We start from the raw sequence: 17,316 nt of genomic DNA, 5'->3' as shown, positions 1-17,316 counted from the left end.
CGTCCCGTCCCTGGGGGCTGCGCCCCCAGACCCCCCTGTCGCGCTTCGCGCTCGTCCTCAAACTCCCCCAGAGGGGGGACCCCCAGACGGGCTGAAATCAGCCCCTCCGGCGTTTGAGGAGCGGGGGTTTGAGGGCGGAGCCCCCAAGGTCGGGAACGGGAAGGGGCGGCGGGGGCGAGGAACCTGGTGGGCAGCTCACTCCGGTGCTGTGACGAAATCGATCAGTTCCTCCACTCGTCCCAGCAGCTCCGGCTCAAGGTCCCGGTAGGAGCCCACGCGCTTCAGGATCGCCTGCCAGACCGCGCCCGTGTTGTCCGGCCAGCCGAGGGCCCGGCAGACGCCCGTCTTCCAGTCCTGGCCGTGCGGGACGCGGGGCCAGGCGTCGATGCCGACGGCCGACGGCTTCACGGCCTCCCAGATGTCGATGTACGGGTGGCCGACGACCAGCGCGTGTTCGCTGGTGACCGACTCGGCGATACGGAACTCCTTGGTCCCGGGGACCAGGTGGTCCACCAGGATGCCCAGGCGGGCATCGGGGCCCGGTGCGAAGTCCGCGACGATGGACGGGAGGTCGTCGACGCCCTCCAGGTACTCCACGACCACGCCCTCGATGCGCAGGTCGTCGCCCCACACCTTCTCGACCAGTTCGGCGTCGTGCCGGCCCTCCACGTAGATGCGCCCGGCGCGGGCCACGCGCGCGCGTGCACCGGGGACGGCGACCGACCCGGAGGCCGTACGGGTGGGGCGTACCGGAGCCCGGCCGGTGGGGCGTACGAGGGTCACCACCCGGCCCTCGAGCAGGAAGCCGCGCGGCTCCAGGGGGAACACGCGGTGTTTGCCGAAGCGGTCCTCCAGGGTGACCGTGCCCGCCTCGCAGCGGATCACCGCACCGCAGAAGCCCGTCCCCGGCTCCTCGACCACCAGGCCGGGCTCGGCCGGGACCTCAGGGGCGGGCTTGGGCTTCTTCCACGGCGGGGTCAGGTCCGGAGAGTACTGGCGCATTCGGATGACGATAGGAGGAGCTCGGCGGCGGTTACAGCGACACGCCGAAGCGGTCCGCCAGGGCGTCTCGCTGCCCCCGTACGAACGCCGCGTCTACCACCGCTCCGTGACCGGGCACGTACAGCGCGTCCTCGCCGCCCAGGTCCAGCAGGCGGTCCAGGGCGGCCGGCCAGTGCGACGGTACGGCGTCGGGGCCCGCCTGGGGTTCGCCGGACTCCTCGACCAGGTCGCCGCAGAAGACGACCTCCGGCGAGCCGGGGACCAGCACGGCGAGATCGTGGGCGGTGTGGGCCGGGCCCACGTTCGCCAGCAGGACCTGGCGGCCGCCGCCCAGGTCGAGGGTCCACTCGCCGCAGACGTGATGGCGGGGCAGCGCGAGGGCGTCGACCGCCTCGTCGGCCAGGCGCGCGTCGAGCCCCTCGCGCACCGCGTCCGCGCGCAGCTCCTCGCGGCCGTGCCGGGCGGTGATCACCGTGTCGATGCCGACCGCGCCGAACACCTCCGCCCCCGCGAACGCCGCCGCCCCGAAGACATGGTCGAAGTGCGGATGCGTCAGCGCGAGATGGGTCACACGGTGACCGGCGAGCTCCTCCGCCCGCGCCCGCAACCGCGCCCCCTCCGCCAGGCTCGACCCGGCGTCGATCAGCAGGGCCGCGCCCGCCCCGACGACCAGCCCCGCCGTGCAGTCCCACGCCGGAAGCCGGCACCGGCCGACGCCGGTGGCCAGCCGCTCCCACCCCAGCTCTTCCCAAGTCACCGTCATACCGCGACGCTAACGGGGAAGCCTCCTCGGGCACGACCTCGCAGCTCCGGCCTTGCCCCGGGCGTACCCCACGGCCGTACACTGGCCGGGGTGCTTTGGCACTCGGATGTGACGAGTGCCAGTCAGGGCGCCGAGGGGTCGACTTCTTGGAGGTGTGCGCGATGCTGAGTGAACGCAGGCTCCAGGTGCTGCGCGCCATCGTCCAGGACTACGTCGGCACCGAGGAGCCGGTCGGCTCCAAGGCGCTCACCGAACGGCACAACCTCGGTGTCTCCCCGGCCACCGTGCGCAACGACATGGCGGCCCTGGAGGACGAGGGGTTCATCGCCCAGCCGCACACCAGCGCGGGGCGGATCCCGACCGACAAGGGCTATCGGCTGTTCGTCGACAAGCTGGCCGGCGTCAAGCCGATGACCGGGCCCGAGCGGCGCGCGATCCAGAACTTCCTCGACGGCGCCGTCGATCTGGACGACGTGGTGGCTCGGACCGTTCGGCTGCTTGCCCAGCTCACGCGGCAGGTCGCCGTCGTGCAGTACCCCTCGCTGACCCGGTCCACCGTGCGGCACGTCGAGCTGCTGTCACTCGCCCCCGCGCGCGTGATGCTCGTCCTGATCACGGACACGGGACGGGTCGAGCAGCGGATGATCGACTGCCCGGCGCCGTTCGGTGAGGCCTCGCTGGCCGATCTGCGGGCGCGGCTCAACAGCAGGGTCGCCGGTCGCCGGTTCGCCGACGTGCCGCGTCTGCTGGAGGACCTGCCCGAGGGCTTCGACGCCGAGGACCGCGGCACTGTCTCGACGGTGCTCTCCACCCTGCTGGAGACGCTCGTCGAGGAGAACGAGGAGCGGCTGATGATCGGCGGCACCGCCAATCTCACCCGCTTCGGACATGACTTTCCCCTCACCATCCGGCCCGTCCTGGAAGCCTTGGAGGAGCAGGTCGTCCTCCTCAAGCTCCTTGGCGAGGCGGGGGATTCGGGCATGACCGTACGCATCGGTCACGAGAACGCCTACGAGGGACTCAACTCCACTTCGGTGGTGTCGGTCGGCTACGGTTCGGGCAACGAGGCAGTCGCCAAGCTCGGCGTGGTCGGACCGACCCGCATGGATTACCCGGGAACGATGGGAGCGGTACGCGCAGTGGCACGGTACGTCGGACAGATCCTGGCGGAGTCGTAAGTGGCCACGGACTACTACGCCGTTCTCGGCGTGCGCCGCGACGCGTCGCAGGAAGAGATCAAGAAGGCCTTCCGGCGGCTCGCACGCGAGCTGCACCCGGACGTCAACCCGGATCCGAAGACCCAGGAGCGGTTCAAGGAGATCAACGCCGCCTACGAGGTGCTCTCGGACCCGCAGAAGAAGCAGGTCTACGACCTCGGCGGTGACCCGCTCTCGCAGGCCGGCGGTGCCGGTGGCGCGGGCGGCTTCGGCGCGGGCGGCTTCGGGAACTTCTCGGACATCATGGACGCCTTCTTCGGTACGGCGTCCCAGCGGGGTCCGCGCTCGCGCACCCGGCGCGGCCAGGACGCGATGATCCGGCTGGAGATCGAGCTCGACGAGGCGGCCTTCGGCACCACGAAGGACATCCAGGTCGACACCGCGATCGTCTGCACCACCTGCAGTGGTGAAGGCGCGGCGCCGGGGACCTCCGCGCAGACGTGTGACATGTGCCGCGGTCGCGGCGAGGTGTCGCAGGTGACGCGGTCCTTCCTGGGCCAGGTCATGACCTCGCGCCCCTGCCCGCAGTGCCAGGGCTTCGGCACGGTCGTCCCGACGCCGTGCCCGGAGTGCGCCGGCGACGGGCGGGTACGGTCCCGTCGGACCCTCACCGTCAAGATCCCCGCCGGTGTCGACAACGGCACCCGCATCCAGCTCGCCGGTGAGGGTGAGGTCGGGCCCGGTGGTGGTCCCGCCGGTGACCTGTACGTCGAGATCCACGAGCTGCCGCACTCGCAGTTCCAGCGCCGGGGTGACGACCTGCACTGCACGGTCACGCTCCCGATGACCGCGGCCTCCCTCGGTACCAAGGTGCCGCTGGAGACGCTGGACGGGCTGGAGGAGGTCGACATCCGGCCCGGCACCCAGTCCGGGCAGTCGATCCCGCTGCACGGGCGTGGTGTCACGCACCTGCGGGGCGGCGGGCGCGGCGATCTCATCGTCCATGTCGAGGTGCAGACTCCGAACAAGCTCGATCCCGAGCAGGAGCGACTGCTGCGTGAGCTGGCGAAGCTGCGGGGTGAGGAGCGGCCTACGGGGCAGTTCCAGCCCGGACAGCAGGGGCTGTTCTCGCGGTTGAAGGACGCGTTCAACGGGCGCTGACGGGGTGGCGGTGGAGGGCTGCCCCGCGGCGGAGCCGCTGATGGATGCAGCGCCCCCGCCGCCCCTTCCCGTCCCGTCCCTGGGGGCTGCCGCCCCCAGACCCCCGCTTCGGCCCGGAGGGCCTCGTCCTCAAACGCCGGACGGGCTGGATGCATGCCGGACGGGCTGGACGGTGCTGGATTCGGACTTGTTCGGGGGACGTGACAACATGCCGTCATGTCCTCCGCACTGACCGATCTCTTCCCTCATCCGATCGTGCAGGCCCCCATGGCGGGCGGCGTCTCCGTGCCGACGCTCGCCGCGGCCGTGTCCGAGGCCGGCGGGCTGGGGTTCCTTGCCGCCGGGTACAAGACGGCCGACGGCCTGTATCAGGAGATCAAGCAGCTGCGGAGCCTCACGGCCCGCCCCTTCGGCGCGAACCTCTTCATGCCGCAGCCGGAGTACGCGGACCCGGCCGCCGTCGACGTGTACGCCCACCAGCTGTCCGGCGAGGCCGCCTGGTACGAGACCGAGCTCGGCGACCCGGAAAGCGGCCGTGACGACGGCTACGAGGCCAAGCTCGCGGTGCTGCTCGACAACCCGGTGCCGGTGGTCTCGTTCCACTTCGGGGTGCCGAGCCGGGACGTCCTGGACTCGCTGCGCCGGGCCGGCACCTTCACCCTGGTCACCGCGACCACCGCCGAGGAGGCCCTCGCCGTGGAGCGGGCGGGTGCCGACGCGGTGATCGCGCAGGGCGTGGAGGCGGGCGGCCACCAGGGCACCCACCGCGACATCCCGGAGACCGACGGCTCGGGCATGGGCCTCCTCTCCCTGATCGCACAGGTCCGCGAGACCGTCACCATCCCGATCGTCGCCGCCGGCGGCATCATGCGCGGCAGCCAGATCGCCGCGGTGCTCGCCGCGGGCGCGAGCGCCGCCCAACTCGGCACGGCGTTTCTCGCCACCCCGGAGTCCGGCGCGAGCGCGGTGCACAAGCAGGCGCTGACCAACCCCCTTTTCGTGCGTACCGAGTTGACCCGCGCCTTCTCCGGCCGCCCGGCCCGCGGACTGGTCAACCGCTTCCTGCGCGAGCACGGCCCGTACGCGCCCGCCGCCTACCCGGAGATCCATCACCTGACCGCGCCGCTGCGCAAGGCGGCCGCCAAGGCGGGCGACGCGCAGGGCATGGCGCTGTGGGCGGGGCAGGGGCACCGGATGGCCCGCGAACTGCCCGCAGGGCAGCTGGTGGAGGTGCTGGCGGCCGAAATCGGCGCCGCCTGGACAGCGTTGTCGCGGGGCGGATCGCGATGACGGCGCCGGTGTTCGTCGTCGAGCACTTCAACGCGGGCGCCGGCGGACAGTACGTCCTCGACGGCCCCGAGGGGCGTCACGCCGTCTCCGTGAAGCGGCTGCGGCCCGGGGAGAGCGTCGTCCTCACCGACGGTGCCGGGCGCTGGGCCGAGTGCGACGTGGTCGCCACCGAGGGCAAGGACCGGCTCATCGTCCACATGACGGGGGTGTCCGAGGAACCCCCGGGGTCTCCCCGTATCGCCGTCGTCCAGGCCCTCCCCAAGGGTGATCGCGGCGAGTTGGCCGTCGAGACGATGACCGAGACCGGCGTCGACGCGATCGTGCCCTGGGCGGCCTCCCGCTGCATCACGCAGTGGAAGGGCGACCGCGGTCTGAAGGCGCTCGGCAAGTGGCGTGCCACCGCCCGCGAGGCCGGCAAGCAGTCCCGCAGGGTCCGCTTCCCGGAGGTCGCGGACGCGGCAACGAGCAAGCAGGTTGCGGCACTTCTCGCCAAAGCCGACTTCGCCGCCGTCCTGCACGAGAGCGGCACGGAAACCCTGGCCACCGCCGAACTGCCCGCCGAGGGCGAGATCGTGCTCGTCATCGGCCCCGAAGGCGGCGTCTCCCCTGAGGAGTTGGCGCTCTTTGAGGAGGCCGGCGCGAAGGCGTACCGGCTGGGGCCGACCGTGCTGCGTACGTCGACCGCCGGGACCGCGGCGACCGCCCTGCTCCTCGGCCGCTCCGGCCGCTGGTCCTGACCCTCTGCCCCGGGAGAACGGTTCGTGGAACTCGCCCAGGTACGCCTGCTCGTCAGCGACTTCGCCGCCTGCTATCGCTTCTATGCCGAAGTCCTGGGCCTGAAGCCGCAGTCGGGGACGGCTCAAGGGCCGTACGAGAAGTTCAGTCCGGCCACCGGCTCGGCGGGCATCGCCCTCCAGGACCGGGTCATGATGTCCGAGATCCTCGGCGACGAGCTGGGCGACGCGGCCACCGGCCACCGCTCCCTGGTGGTGCTGCGCGTCGACGACCTGGACACCTACTGCGAGCAGGTCACCGCCCGCGGCGCGACCTTCTTGCACGGTCCGGCCCCGATGACCGACCGGATGCGGGTCGCGCACCTCAAGGACCCGGAGGGCAACCTGGTGGAGCTTCAGGAGTGGCTGCTGCTGCGCGGCTGACGGCCACGGCCGGCAGCAGCTCCCAGCCGTCCGCCTCACCGCCGCGGGACAGCAGTCCGCGCCTCGACGCCTCGTCGACCAGGGCGCGTACGACGCCGGGTTCGTGCAGGTTGACGTAGTGGCCGTGGGCGTCGCTCACGCCGCCCGAGTGGCCGGGGTAGCCGCCGCCGGCGTCGCGTCCCTCGCCGGACCGGAAGACGATCCGGGTGCGGATGCCGTCGCACAGCAGGGTCAGGGTCTCGCGGCAGGGCTCGCCGTCGCCGTGCCGGTGGCGGACGTTCCAGAGGTAGACGGTCCGCTCGTCCACGACGAGCCTTCTCAGGCTGCGTTCGTTGCGCATCCGTCCACGGTAGGTCGTGAGGCGCGCGAGTGGCCGTATGCGCTCTACCGCGACGGCCGGGACGGTGGCAGGCTGCCTCGCATGGGGGCGTTGAGGTGGATTCGGCGTCGGCCGCGCGGGCGGCGAGCGGCGGCTGTGGCGGCTCTGGGCGTGCTCGCCGTGGGTGGCACGGTCGCCTGCGATCCGAGCGGGCTGAACTCCGCGACCGTGGCGTACACGACCGACCAGACCGTGACGGACGAGCTGGAGCGGCAGAACGCCGACGTGCGCTGGCTCAACTGCACGGCCTCGTACGGCGACGGCGGCTCGACGCCCACGGCCACCGAGAACGCCGTCGCCGACGTCGACTGCAAGGGCGAGACGGACGACGGCAAGGACATCACCGTCACCGGCAAGATCACGCGCGCGGTCAGCGGCGCGTGTGTGCGCGGGGACCTGACCGCCAAGATCGACGGCAAGCAGTGGTTCCACGTGGAGGGGCTCGGGAACTGCAACGCGCGGACCACCCCGCCCGTGAACAACCCCGACCAGCCCGGGCCGACGGTCACGGTGACCGTCACGAAGACCGTCTACTGCCAGAAGGCGCCCGAGTGCTGGCCCGAGGGCAAGTGAGCGATCGCCGAGAGCGGTTGGGCAAGTGATCCGAAGTCGGCCCAAACTCTGTCACCGGTCGCCGCGCGTGCATAGGGTGATCGGGTGACACAGCCAGCGACCGCCGCAACCTCAGCGTATTTCCGGTTCCCCCACCTGCACGGCGAGTTGGTCGCCTTCACCGCCGAGGACGACGTGTGGCTCGCCCCGCTCGACGGCGGCCGGGCCTGGCGGGTCAGCGCCGACAACGTGCCGGTCACCCACCCCCGTATCTCGCCCGACGGCACCACCGTCGCCTGGACCTCCACCCGCGACGGCGCCCCCGAGGTGCACATCGCCCCGGTCGACGGCGGACCCGCCAGACGCCTGACGCACTGGGGCAGTTCACGCACCCAGGTGCGCGGCTGGACCGCGGACGGCGAGGTCCTCGCGCTCAGCACCTACGGCCAGGCGAGCCTGCGCCGCAGCTGGGCCCGGGCCATCCCGCTCGACGGCGGCCCGGCCAGGACCCTGCCGTACGGCCCCGTCGGCGATGTCGCCCACGGCGGCCCGGGCACGGTCCTGCTGTCCGCGCCTATGGGGCGCGAGGCGGCCTGGTGGAAGCGGTACCGGGGCGGTACGGCGGGCAAGCTGTGGATCGACAGGGACGTCCGCGACGGGGAGGGTGCCGGCGAGTTCGTACGGCTGCACGAAGAGCTGGACGGGAACATCGAGTACCCCGTGTGGACGGGGGACCGGATCGCCTTCCTGTCCGACCACGAGGGCGTCGGCGCGCTGTACTCCTCGCTCGCCGATGGCTCCGATCTGCGGCGGCACACCCCGCTCGACGGCTTCTACGCCCGGCACGCCGCCGGTGACGGCGGCCGGGTCGTGTACTCCTCCGCCGGTGAACTGTGGATCCTCGACGACCTCGACGGCGCCGAGCCCCGCCGGCTCGACGTGCGGCTCGGCGGGCAGCACACCGACCGGCAGCCCTTCACGGTGAACGCCGCCCGCTGGTTCGGGTCGGCCGCACCCGACCACACCGCGCGCGGCAGCGCGGTCGCCGTGCGCGGTGCCGTGCACTGGGTGACCCACCGCTCCGGACCGGCCCGTGCTCTCGCCGCCGAACCCGGCGTACGGGCCCGGCTGCCCCGCACCTTCCGCGCCGACGGCGAGGAGTGGGTGGTGTGGGTGACGGACGCCGAGGGCGACGACGCCCTGGAGTTCGCGCCCGCCACCGGCCACGCGCCCGGCGCCACCCCGCGCCGGCTCTCCGCCGGACAGCTCGGCCGCGTCCTCGGACTCGCCATGGCACCCGACGGCAGCCGGGCCGCGGTCGCCGCGCACGACGGACGCGTCCTGCTCGTCGAACGCGAGACGGGCGAGGTCCGCGAGGTCGACCGCAGCGAGGAGGGAGACGTCTCCGGGCTGGTCTTCTCGCCCGACTCCGCCTGGCTCGCCTGGTCCCACCCGGGCCCCGGCCCGCTGCGCCAGCTGCGACTCGCCAACACCACCGACCTGTCGGTCACCGAGGCGACCCCGTTGCGATTCCGGGACTACGCCCCGGCGTTCACCCTCGACGGCAAGCACCTCGCCTTCCTGTCCAACCGGTCCTTCGACCCGGTCTACGACGAGCACGTCTTCGACCTGGCCTTCGTGGTCGGCGACCGCCCGCACCTGATCACGCTGGCCGCGACCACGCCCTCGCCGTTCGGCCCGCAGCGGCACGGCCGCCCCTTCGAGGCACCCGACAAGGACGAGACGCCCGACAGCGAGGGCACCCCGGCCACCCGCATCGACCTCGAAGGTCTCGCCGACCGGATCGTGCCGTTCCCCGTCGAGGCGGCCCGCTACTCCAACCTGCGCGCGGCGAAGGACGGCGTGCTGTGGCTGCGGCATCCGGTGCGCGGGGTCCTCGGCTCCTCCCGGGCCACCCCGGACGACCCGGACCCGCACACCGAGCTGGAGCGCTACGACCTCGCCCAGCAGCGCATCGAGCACCTCGCCGTCGACGCCGACCACTTCGCCGTGAGCGGCGACGGCAAGCGGGTCCTGCTCTGGACCGACGACCGCCTCAAGGTCGTACCCAGCGACCGGCGCGCCTCGAACGACGACGACAGCGACACCAACATCACCGTCGACCTCACCCGCGTACGGCAGACCGTCGACCCGGCGGCCGAGTGGCGCCAGATGTACGAGGAGACGGGCCGCGTCATGCGGGACCACTTCTGGCGCCCGGACATGAACGGGGTCGACTGGCCCGGCGTCCTCGACCGCTACCGTCCCGTGCTCGATCGCATCGCCACCCACGACGACCTCGTCGACCTGCTGTGGGAGGTCCAGGGCGAGCTCGGCACCTCGCACGCGTACGTCATGCCGCGCGGCGGCCACGGCGGCGGGCCCCGGCAGGGACTGCTCGGCGCGGACATCTCCCGTCATGCGGACGGCACCTGGGTCATCGACCGCATCCTGCCCACCGAGACCTCCGACCCCGACGCCCGCTCCCCGCTGGCCGCGCCCGGCGTCGCGGTGCACGCCGGGGACGCGATCGTCGCGGTGGCCGGGATGCCGGTCGACCCGGTGACCGGGCCCGGGCCGCTCCTCGTCGGTACGGCGGGCAAGCCGATCGAGCTGACGATCTCGCCGTCCGGCGGGGGCGAGGTGCGGCACGCGGTGGTCGTGCCGACGGCTGACGAGGAACCGCTGCGCTACCACGCGTGGGTCGCGGACCGGCGGGCGTACGTCCACGAGAAGTCCGGCGGCCGGCTGGGGTATCTGCACGTGCCGGACATGCAGGCGCCCGGCTGGGCCCAGATCCACCGCGACCTGCGGGTGGAAGTCGCGCGGGAGGGGCTGGTCGTCGACGTCCGCGAGAACCGGGGCGGGCACACCTCCCAGCTCGTCGTCGAGAAGCTGGCCCGGCGGATCGTCGGCTGGGCCGTGCCGCGCGGGATGCGGCCGTACAGCTATCCGCACGACGCGCCCCGCGGGCCGGTCGTCGCCGTCGCCAACGAGTTCTCCGGGTCCGACGGGGACATCGTCAACGCGGCGATCAAGGCGCTGGGGATCGGGCCGGTGGTCGGTACGCGGACGTGGGGCGGGGTGATCGGGATCGACAGCCGGTACCGGCTGGTGGACGGGACGCTGGTCACTCAGCCGAAGTACGCGTTCTGGTTGGAGGGGTACGAGTGGGGCGTGGAGAACCACGGCGTCGACCCGGACGTGGAGGTCGTGCAGCGGCCGCAGGATTACGCGGCGGGGCGGGACGCGCAGTTGGACGAGGCGGTCCGGGTGGCGCTGGAGGCGTTGGAGTCGGCGCCGGCGAAGGTTCCGCCCGCGATGCCGTGACCGTCCCTGGGGGGCTCCGCCCCCAGACCCCCCGGCCTATGCCCACCCTCCCCCACTCTCGGCTTCGCTCGAGCGGGGGGACCCCCATCCCGACTCGGTCGGACGAAAAGTTGCCCTCGTACCTCGATAGCATGCCCCGACAAGAGATCACCGGCGTGAAGGAGGCACACGCATGGCAGGGGAACCGCAGGGCGACTGTCTGTTCTGCAAGATCGTCGCAGGGACGATCCCGGCGACGATCGTCCGTGAGACCGACACGACCGTCGCGTTCCGGGACATCAACCCCCAGGCGCCCACCCATGTCCTGGTGATCCCGAAGGCTCACCACAGGGACGCGGCCGCACTCGCCGCCGCCGCCCCGGAGCTCGCCGCCGACATTCTGCGGGAGACGCAGGCCGTCGCCGACGACGAGAAGCTGGAGAGCTACCGGGTCGTCTTCAACACCGGCAGCGGCGCCGGGCAGACCGTCTGGCACGCCCACGCGCACGTCCTCGGCGGCCGCGGCCTGCAGTGGCCCCCCGGGTAACTCGTCGTGTCCGTACGTGAATTGGTGGTCCTCGGCACAGCCAGCCAGGTCCCGACCCGGCACCGCAACCACAACGGCTATCTGCTGCGGTGGGACGGCGAGGGCATCCTGTTCGACCCCGGCGAGGGCACGCAACGGCAGATGCTGCGCGCCGGGGTCGCCGCGCACGACCTCAACCGGATCTGCGTCACGCACTTCCACGGCGACCACTCGCTGGGCCTCGCCGGAGTCATCCAGCGCATCAACCTCGACCGGGTTCCGCACGAGGTCACCACCCACTATCCGCGCTCGGGGCAACGCTTCTTCGACCGGCTGCGGTACGCCACCGCCTACCGCGAGACCGTCGAGCTCGTCGAGGCACCGGTGAGCGCGGACGGTGTGCTCGCCACCACGCCCGGCTACACCCTGGACGCCCGCAAGCTCTCCCACCCCGTCGAGTCCTTCGGCTACCGCCTCACCGAGCCCGACGGCCGCCGCATGCTGCCCGACCGGCTCGCCGCGCACGGCATCAAGGGCCCGGACGTCGGCCGCCTCCAGCGCGAGGGTTCCCTGGGTGGCGTCCGGCTCGACGACGTCAGCGAGACGCGTCGCGGGCAGCGGTTCGCGTTCGTGATGGACACCCGGCTGTGCGACGGCGTGCAGGCGCTGGCCGAGGGCTGCGACCTGCTGGTCATCGAGTCGACCTTCCTCGACGAGGACGAGCAACTGGCGGTCGAGCACGGACACCTGACGGCCGGTCAAGCCGCGCGGGTCGCGCGGGACGGCGGCGTACGGCACCTCGTACTCACCCACTTCAGCCAGCGCTACTCCGAGCCGGAAGAGTTCGAGCGGCAGGCGCGGGCCGCCGGGTTCGAGGGCGAGCTGACCGTGGCGCACGATCTGCTGAGAGTGCCGGTTCCGAAGCGTCGGTGAAACGCCGTACGATTTTTCGATGCCCCTCCCCAAAGCTGAACTGCACCTCCATATCGAAGGCACCCTGGAGCCGGAGCTGGCCTTCGAGCTGGCCGCGCGCAACGGCGTCGAGATGCCGTACGCCGACACGGACGAGCTGCGCAAGGCGTACCAGTTCGAGGACCTCCAGTCCTTCCTGAACCTGTATTACGAGCTCATGGCCGTGCTCCGCACCGAGCAGGACTTCGCGGACCTCGCGAACGCCTATCTCGCCCGCGCCGCCGCGCAGGGCGTGCGGCACGCGGAGATCTTCTTCGACCCGCAGGCCCACATCGCGCGGGGCGTCGGCATGGGGACGGTCGTCGAGGGGCTGTGGCGGGCGCTGGGGAGCAGCGAGTCCGCGCACGGCGTCTCCACGCAGCTGATCATGTGCTTCCTGCGTGACGAGTCCGCCGAGTCGGCGCTGGAGACCCTGGAGGCGGCGCGGCCGTACCTCGACCGGATCGTCGGCATCGGGCTCGACTCGGCCGAGGTCGGACACCCGCCGGTGAAGTTCCGCGAGGTGTACGAGCGCGCCGCCGCCCTCGGCCTCCGGCGGGTGGCGCACGCCGGTGAGGAGGGGCCGCCGGAGTACATCACCGAGGCCCTGGACGTGCTCGGCGTCGAGCGGATCGACCACGGGCTGCGCTGCATGGAGTCCCCCGAACTGGTCGAGCGGCTCGTCCGGGACCGGATCCCGCTGACCCTCTGCCCCCTCTCCAACGTCCGGCTGCGTACCGTCGACCTCCTCGCCGAGCACCCGCTGCCCGCGATGCTGGAGGCCGGGTTGCTGTGCACGGTCAACTCCGACGACCCGGCCTACTTCGGCGGGTACGCGGGCGACAACTTCGACGCCGTACGCCAGGCGCTGGGCCTCGGCGAGGACCGGCTGCGCGAGCTGGCCCGCAACTCCTTCGTCGCGTCCTTCCTGGAGCACGACGAGGAGCGGCGGGCGCGGTATCTGGCCGAGGTGGAGGCGTACGACTTCCGGTAGGACGTAGGACGGTAGGACGTCGGTCGGTCAGGACCCCGGTGTGGCTGCCGCCTGCCGGGGTCCCGCCGTGTCGTAGGACCCTTGGGCGGGCGTGGCCGGGGCGTCGATCTGGATCTCCACGACCGGCTGCTCCAGGACGCCTGCCTGCGGGAGCGCGTCGGCCGGGGTGCCGGTCGAGGCGGCGACCACGGCGGCCGGGGTGCCGCTCCGGTGGCGCACCGCGCCGGTGAGCAGGGGGCGTCCGCCGGTGTGCAGGGCCACGGCGGTCATCGGGAGGGTGACGATCAGAAGTCCGAGGGCCAGGAGCGCGCCCATGGCCGGGAAGCCGGCCTCGGCGGACAGCAGACTGCCGGTGAGCGGGCCGGCCGCCGTGCCGAGCGAGGACGCCGAGCCGACGAGCACCGCCCAACGGCCGCGCGGGTCGAGGGAGGCGGCCAGGCCGATGACGTACGACAGGACGATCGGGTAGAGCGTGTTCCAGGCGATCTCGCCGCTCGCGAAGGTCGCCAGGTCGGTCGCGGACGCGCTGAGCGCGATGCAGCCGGCGATGAGGACGGTGCCCGCGCCGACGGGCAGTGCCCGGCCGAGGCGGGGCCCGAGCGCGCCCGCGCCGACGACCCCAAGGAGCCCGGCGCCCAGCGCCACGGCGAAGACGACGCCGACGGTCGCCTCCGTCAGTCGGGCCTGCGCGAGGCCGATCCGGCCGCTGACGCCCCACAGGGAGTTCTGGGCGAGCGACCAGAACAGCATGGCGGTGGCGAGGACGGCACCGGCGCGCAGATGGGGCAGCGGGTCATGGCTCCGGCGGGCCTGCCGGGTGGCGGCCGTACGTGCCGGGAGGCGGCTCGTCAGAGGCCAGACGGCCGCCGCGGTCAGGACGATCGCGGCAAGCGGCAGCCCGTGGGCGGGGCCGAGGCGCGGGACCGTCAGATAGACCGTGCCCGCGAGCGCGGAGACGCTCAGCAGGCCCAGTGTGGTCGTGCGGTGCGGGTCGGGCTGTGCGGCGATCCCGGTGGCGGCGACCGTGGTGGCCGTACCGGAGCCGAAGCCGCCGAGCAGCGCGCCCGCGACCACGGCCGGGACGCAGGTGGTGAGGGCGGCGGTGCCGTAGCCGAGGACGGCCAGCGCCAGTCCGGCGCGGGCCAGCGTCCGGGCGCCGATCCGCTCGACGCGGGAGGCGAACAGGAAGCCCGCCGACGCCGAACTCAGCAGCAGAGCACTGCCGATGGCTCCCGCCTGCGTGGCGGACAGCGGAAGTCCCGAGTCGAGCCTGCCGACGGTGGTCGGGAGGAGGTACGGGGCGAGATACCCGGCCGCGAAAAGGGCGACGAGGGGCCAGGGCGTGGTGGTGCGGGCGAACACGGGCGTTCCCAGGGCATGCGAAAGAAGCGGCTCAAAAAAGGGGGATGGGCGACGACCGTCGACGGACAGGAACGCGCGGCCAATTTGTATCAAGCACGCGGTTCGAGAAAGAAACGCGGGGGGTGTGATGTGGGGCACGTTGCGTTTGGGGTGTGTGTGGTCGGGTAAACGAAGCTCTTTTTCCAAGCCCTAACGCCAGTGCGGCGCGCCCCCCGTGCCCGGCGCCGTCGCCTCGATCTTGCCCCTGATCTCCCGCATCACCGCGACGATCCGCTCCTCGTGACCCGGCGTCAGCCGGGCCACCGGCACCGAGCAGCTGACGGCGTCCTGGGCGGGGGAGTCGTAGCGCAGGGCGAAACCGAAGCCGACGATGCCGAGGACGCCTTCCTCGCGGTCGATCGAATACCCCCGCGCCCGCACCTCGGCGAGGTCCGCAGCCAGTGACTCCCGGCTGGTGTGCGAGTTCGGGGTGAGGGCTTCGTACGGCCCCTCGGGCAGCTCGGCGTCGTCCCGCTCGGCCAGCAGCGCCTTGCCCAGCGCGCCGACGTGGGCCGGCAGCCGGCGCCCCACCCGGCTGATGGTCCGCAGGTACTCGTGTGACTCGCGCGTCGCCAGATACGCCACGCCCCGGCCGTCCAGGCGCCCCATGTGGATCGTCTCGCCGAGCGCCTGGGACGCCTCGTCGAGATACGGCCGTACGACGCGCACGCGCGGGTCGGAGTCGAGGTAGCTGGTGCCGGTGAGCAGGGCATGGATGCCGATGCCGTACAGGGAGCCGGTGACGTCCGTGCGGACCCAGCCACGCGAGATCAGGGTCTGCAGCAGCGCGTACATCGAGCTGCGCGGCACGCCCAGCTCGTCGGCGAGCTCCTGCAGCCGCGCCGGACGGTCGCCCCGCGCGGCGAGCAGCTCCAGCAGCTCGACCGTGCGCGCGGCCGACTTCACCTCGCGGACGCCCCCTGTCTCTGACATGCGTCGATCGTAAGCGGGGTGCCCGGAGGCGACCGGGGCATTGACGGGACTCGTTCGCCTATCTAACCTTCATCTCCATACGTGGATGGCATCTACATAGGGAGATGAAGCGGTGAGTCCCGACACGGACGCCGTGGCGCGAAGGCGGCGGCCCGGCTGCGCGGCCGTCCGGTGGGACCCGTGCGCGCCCCGCTCACCGACCCCTCGGCCGCAGACCTGGCCGACCTCGAACTGCTGCTGACCGCCGGACTCGACCTCGTAGGAGCCGCCCTGTGAACCTCTCCATCACGGACGTCCGGCTGACGCCGATCCTGGTCGCCGACCCGCCGCTGCTGAACACGCAGGGCGTGCACCAGCCGTACACGCCCCGGCTGATCGTGGAGGTGGTCACGGCCGACGGGATCACCGGCGTCGGCGAGACGTACGGCGACACCAAGTACCTGGAGCTGGCCCGGCCCTTCGCCCAGAGGCTGGTCGGACGCCAGGTGGGCGATCTGAACGGGCTGTTCGTCCTCGCCGACGAGCTGGCCGTCGACCGCTCCCGCGTCTTGGGCCAGGTCGACGTCGGCGGGCTGCGCGGCGTCCAGACCGCCGACAAGCTGCGGCTGTCCGTCGTGTCCGCCTTCGAGGTGGCCTGCCTGGACGCCCTGGGCAAGGCGCTCGGCCTGCCCGTGCACGCCCTGCTGGGCGGCAAGCTGCGGGACGCGGTGGAGTACAGCGCGTACCTCTTCTACAAGTGGGCGGACCATCCGGAGGGTGTGCCGGCCGAGAAGGACGACTGGGGCGTTGCCGTCGACCCGGCCGGGGTCGTGGAGCAGGCCCGCAAGTTCACCGAGCGCTACGGCTTCACCTCCTTCAAGCTCAAGGGCGGTGTCTTCCCGCCCGACGAGGAGATCGCGGCCGTACGCGCGCTGGCCGAGGCCTTCCCCGGACATCCGCTGCGCCTCGACCCCAACGGGGCGTGGAGCGTTGCGACCTCGCTGAAGGTGGCGAAGGAACTCGGGGACGTCCTCGAGTACCTGGAGGACCCGGCGCTCGGTACACCGGCCATGGCCGAGGTCGCCGCCCGGACGGATGTTCCCCTCGCCACCAACATGTGCGTGACGACCTTCGCCGAGATCAAGGAGGCGTTCACCCGCGATGCGGTCCAGGTGGTGCTCTCCGACCACCACTACTGGGGCGGGCTGCGCAACACCCAGCAACTCGCCGCCATCTGCCGCACGTTCGGAGTCGGGGTGTCCATGCACTCCAACACCCACCTGGGGATCTCGCTGGCCGCGATGACCCACGTCGCGTCCACCGTCCCGGGCCTCCACCACGCCTGCGACTCCCACTACCCCTGGCAGTCGGAGGACGTCCTGACCGAGCGCCTCACCTTCGACGGCGGCAAGGTCACCGTTTCGGACGCACCCGGCCTGGGCGTCGAACTCGACCGGGACCGGCTTCGGTTCCTCCACCGGCGCTGGCTGGACGACGACGGTTCGCTGCGCGAGCGGGACGACGTGGCGGCGATGCGGGTCGCCGAGCCGGGGTGGGTCACGCCGGCCGTGCCGCGCTGGTAGGCCATCGCGACCTGAGCGGTTCGCGGCGCGGGGTGTCTCGGGCGCGATGACCGGATCGGTACGTCCGGATCGGTACGTCCGGCCCGGCCCGGCCCGGCCCGGCCCGGCCCGGCCCGGCCCGGCCCGGCCCGGCCCGGCCCGGCCCGGCCCGGCCCGGCCCGGCCCGGCCCGGCCCGGCC

16 protein-coding genes and 2 pseudogenes are annotated in these 17,316 nt (G+C 72.5%); 13 read left to right on the top strand and 5 right to left on the bottom strand.

The features are described from left to right. Positions 1 to 195 precede the first annotated feature (195 nt). Both ACFYO2_RS27705 and ACFYO2_RS27700 read right to left on the bottom strand, forming a co-directional pair. Positions 196 to 1,002 (bottom strand): DUF3097 domain-containing protein, encoded by an 807-nt coding sequence (locus tag ACFYO2_RS27705; RefSeq protein ID WP_388354438.1) that lies wholly within the window; start codon positions 1,000 to 1,002, stop codon positions 196 to 198. 31 nt (positions 1,003 to 1,033) lie between these two features. After that, positions 1,034 to 1,765 carry an MBL fold metallo-hydrolase gene (locus ACFYO2_RS27700; RefSeq protein ID WP_388354437.1) on the bottom strand — a complete coding sequence of 244 codons (732 nt, stop codon included), beginning with the start codon at positions 1,763 to 1,765 and terminating at the stop codon, positions 1,034 to 1,036. Positions 1,766 to 1,926: 161 nt separating this feature from the next. On the opposite strand from ACFYO2_RS27700, the gene hrcA reads away from it, so the two are divergent. The 6 genes and pseudogenes from hrcA (at position 1,927) to ACFYO2_RS27670 (ending at position 6,530) form a co-directional block, all read left to right on the top strand. Then, entirely contained in the window at positions 1,927 to 2,943 is a 1,017-nt protein-coding gene (hrcA, locus tag ACFYO2_RS27695) for a heat-inducible transcriptional repressor HrcA (RefSeq protein WP_388354434.1), read from the top strand. Next, entirely contained in the window at positions 2,944 to 4,083 is a 1,140-nt protein-coding gene (gene dnaJ / locus ACFYO2_RS27690) for a molecular chaperone DnaJ (RefSeq protein ID WP_388354431.1), read from the top strand. After that, positions 4,067 to 4,231 (top strand): annotated as a pseudogene (locus tag ACFYO2_RS27685) (cobyrinic acid a,c-diamide synthase); the annotation flags it as partial. The gene dnaJ and the pseudogene ACFYO2_RS27685, both read left to right, overlap by 17 nt. A 68-nt stretch (positions 4,232 to 4,299) precedes the next feature. Beyond that, positions 4,300 to 5,373: a nitronate monooxygenase gene (locus ACFYO2_RS27680; protein WP_388354428.1), complete on the top strand. Its 1,074-nt coding sequence runs from the start codon at positions 4,300 to 4,302 to the stop codon at positions 5,371 to 5,373. Beyond that, positions 5,370 to 6,110: a 16S rRNA (uracil(1498)-N(3))-methyltransferase gene (locus ACFYO2_RS27675; RefSeq protein WP_388354425.1), complete on the top strand. Its 741-nt coding sequence runs from the start codon at positions 5,370 to 5,372 to the stop codon at positions 6,108 to 6,110. The genes ACFYO2_RS27680 and ACFYO2_RS27675 overlap by 4 nt, the downstream gene beginning before the upstream one ends. 24 nt (positions 6,111 to 6,134) lie before the next feature. Further along, entirely contained in the window at positions 6,135 to 6,530 is a 396-nt protein-coding gene (locus ACFYO2_RS27670; protein WP_388354422.1) for a VOC family protein, read from the top strand. On the opposite strand, the gene ACFYO2_RS27665 is transcribed toward ACFYO2_RS27670, so the two are convergent. Beyond that, entirely contained in the window at positions 6,472 to 6,870 is a 399-nt protein-coding gene (locus ACFYO2_RS27665) for a hypothetical protein (RefSeq protein WP_388354419.1), read from the bottom strand. The genes ACFYO2_RS27670 and ACFYO2_RS27665 overlap by 59 nt on opposite strands. Positions 6,871 to 6,951: 81 nt before the next feature. Here ACFYO2_RS27665 and ACFYO2_RS27660 point away from each other — a divergent pair, with 81 nt between their 5' ends. From ACFYO2_RS27660 to ACFYO2_RS27640, 5 genes are all read left to right on the top strand, one after another. Then, positions 6,952 to 7,482: a hypothetical protein gene (locus tag ACFYO2_RS27660; RefSeq protein ID WP_388354416.1), complete on the top strand. Its 531-nt coding sequence runs from the start codon at positions 6,952 to 6,954 to the stop codon at positions 7,480 to 7,482. An 84-nt stretch (positions 7,483 to 7,566) separates the two neighbouring features. Beyond that, on the top strand, positions 7,567 to 10,791 hold the full coding sequence (locus ACFYO2_RS27655; protein WP_388354414.1) for a S41 family peptidase: 3,225 nt from the start codon (positions 7,567 to 7,569) through the stop codon (positions 10,789 to 10,791). 172 nt (positions 10,792 to 10,963) lie between these two features. Further along, on the top strand, positions 10,964 to 11,317 hold the full coding sequence (locus ACFYO2_RS27650) for a histidine triad nucleotide-binding protein (RefSeq protein ID WP_388354411.1): 354 nt from the start codon (positions 10,964 to 10,966) through the stop codon (positions 11,315 to 11,317). Between the two features lie 6 nt (positions 11,318 to 11,323). Continuing rightward, positions 11,324 to 12,229, top strand: coding sequence for a ribonuclease Z (locus ACFYO2_RS27645; RefSeq protein WP_388354408.1), 906 nt, complete (start codon positions 11,324 to 11,326; stop codon positions 12,227 to 12,229). 19 nt (positions 12,230 to 12,248) lie between these two features. After that, positions 12,249 to 13,241, top strand: coding sequence for an adenosine deaminase (locus tag ACFYO2_RS27640; protein ID WP_388354405.1), 993 nt, complete (start codon positions 12,249 to 12,251; stop codon positions 13,239 to 13,241). A gap of 27 nt (positions 13,242 to 13,268) precedes the next feature. Here the strand turns inward: ACFYO2_RS27640 and ACFYO2_RS27635 are convergent, their stop codons facing one another. Together ACFYO2_RS27635 and ACFYO2_RS27630 are read right to left on the bottom strand one after the other, a co-directional pair. Then, positions 13,269 to 14,603 carry an MFS transporter gene (locus ACFYO2_RS27635; protein WP_388354402.1) on the bottom strand — a complete coding sequence of 445 codons (1,335 nt, stop codon included), beginning with the start codon at positions 14,601 to 14,603 and terminating at the stop codon, positions 13,269 to 13,271. A 189-nt stretch (positions 14,604 to 14,792) separates the two neighbouring features. Continuing rightward, on the bottom strand, positions 14,793 to 15,575 hold the full coding sequence (locus ACFYO2_RS27630) for an IclR family transcriptional regulator (RefSeq protein WP_388354399.1): 783 nt from the start codon (positions 15,573 to 15,575) through the stop codon (positions 14,793 to 14,795). Between the two features lie 141 nt (positions 15,576 to 15,716). Between ACFYO2_RS27630 and ACFYO2_RS27625 the strand changes: the two are divergent. Continuing rightward, positions 15,717 to 15,851 (top strand): annotated as a pseudogene (locus ACFYO2_RS27625) (5-dehydro-4-deoxyglucarate dehydratase); the annotation flags it as partial. Further along, positions 15,848 to 17,137, top strand: a complete 1,290-nt coding sequence (locus tag ACFYO2_RS27620) for a glucarate dehydratase family protein (protein ID WP_388354396.1) — start codon at positions 15,848 to 15,850, stop codon at positions 17,135 to 17,137. The pseudogene ACFYO2_RS27625 and the gene ACFYO2_RS27620, both read left to right, overlap by 4 nt. Positions 17,138 to 17,316 lie beyond the last annotated feature (179 nt).

This window comes from Streptomyces sp. NPDC006602, from assembly GCF_042870385.1.
Lineage (GTDB): Bacteria > Actinomycetota > Actinomycetes > Streptomycetales > Streptomycetaceae > Streptomyces.
The sequence above is the reverse complement of the archived record's forward strand: the minus strand, read 5'-3'. Positions and strand labels throughout refer to the sequence as shown.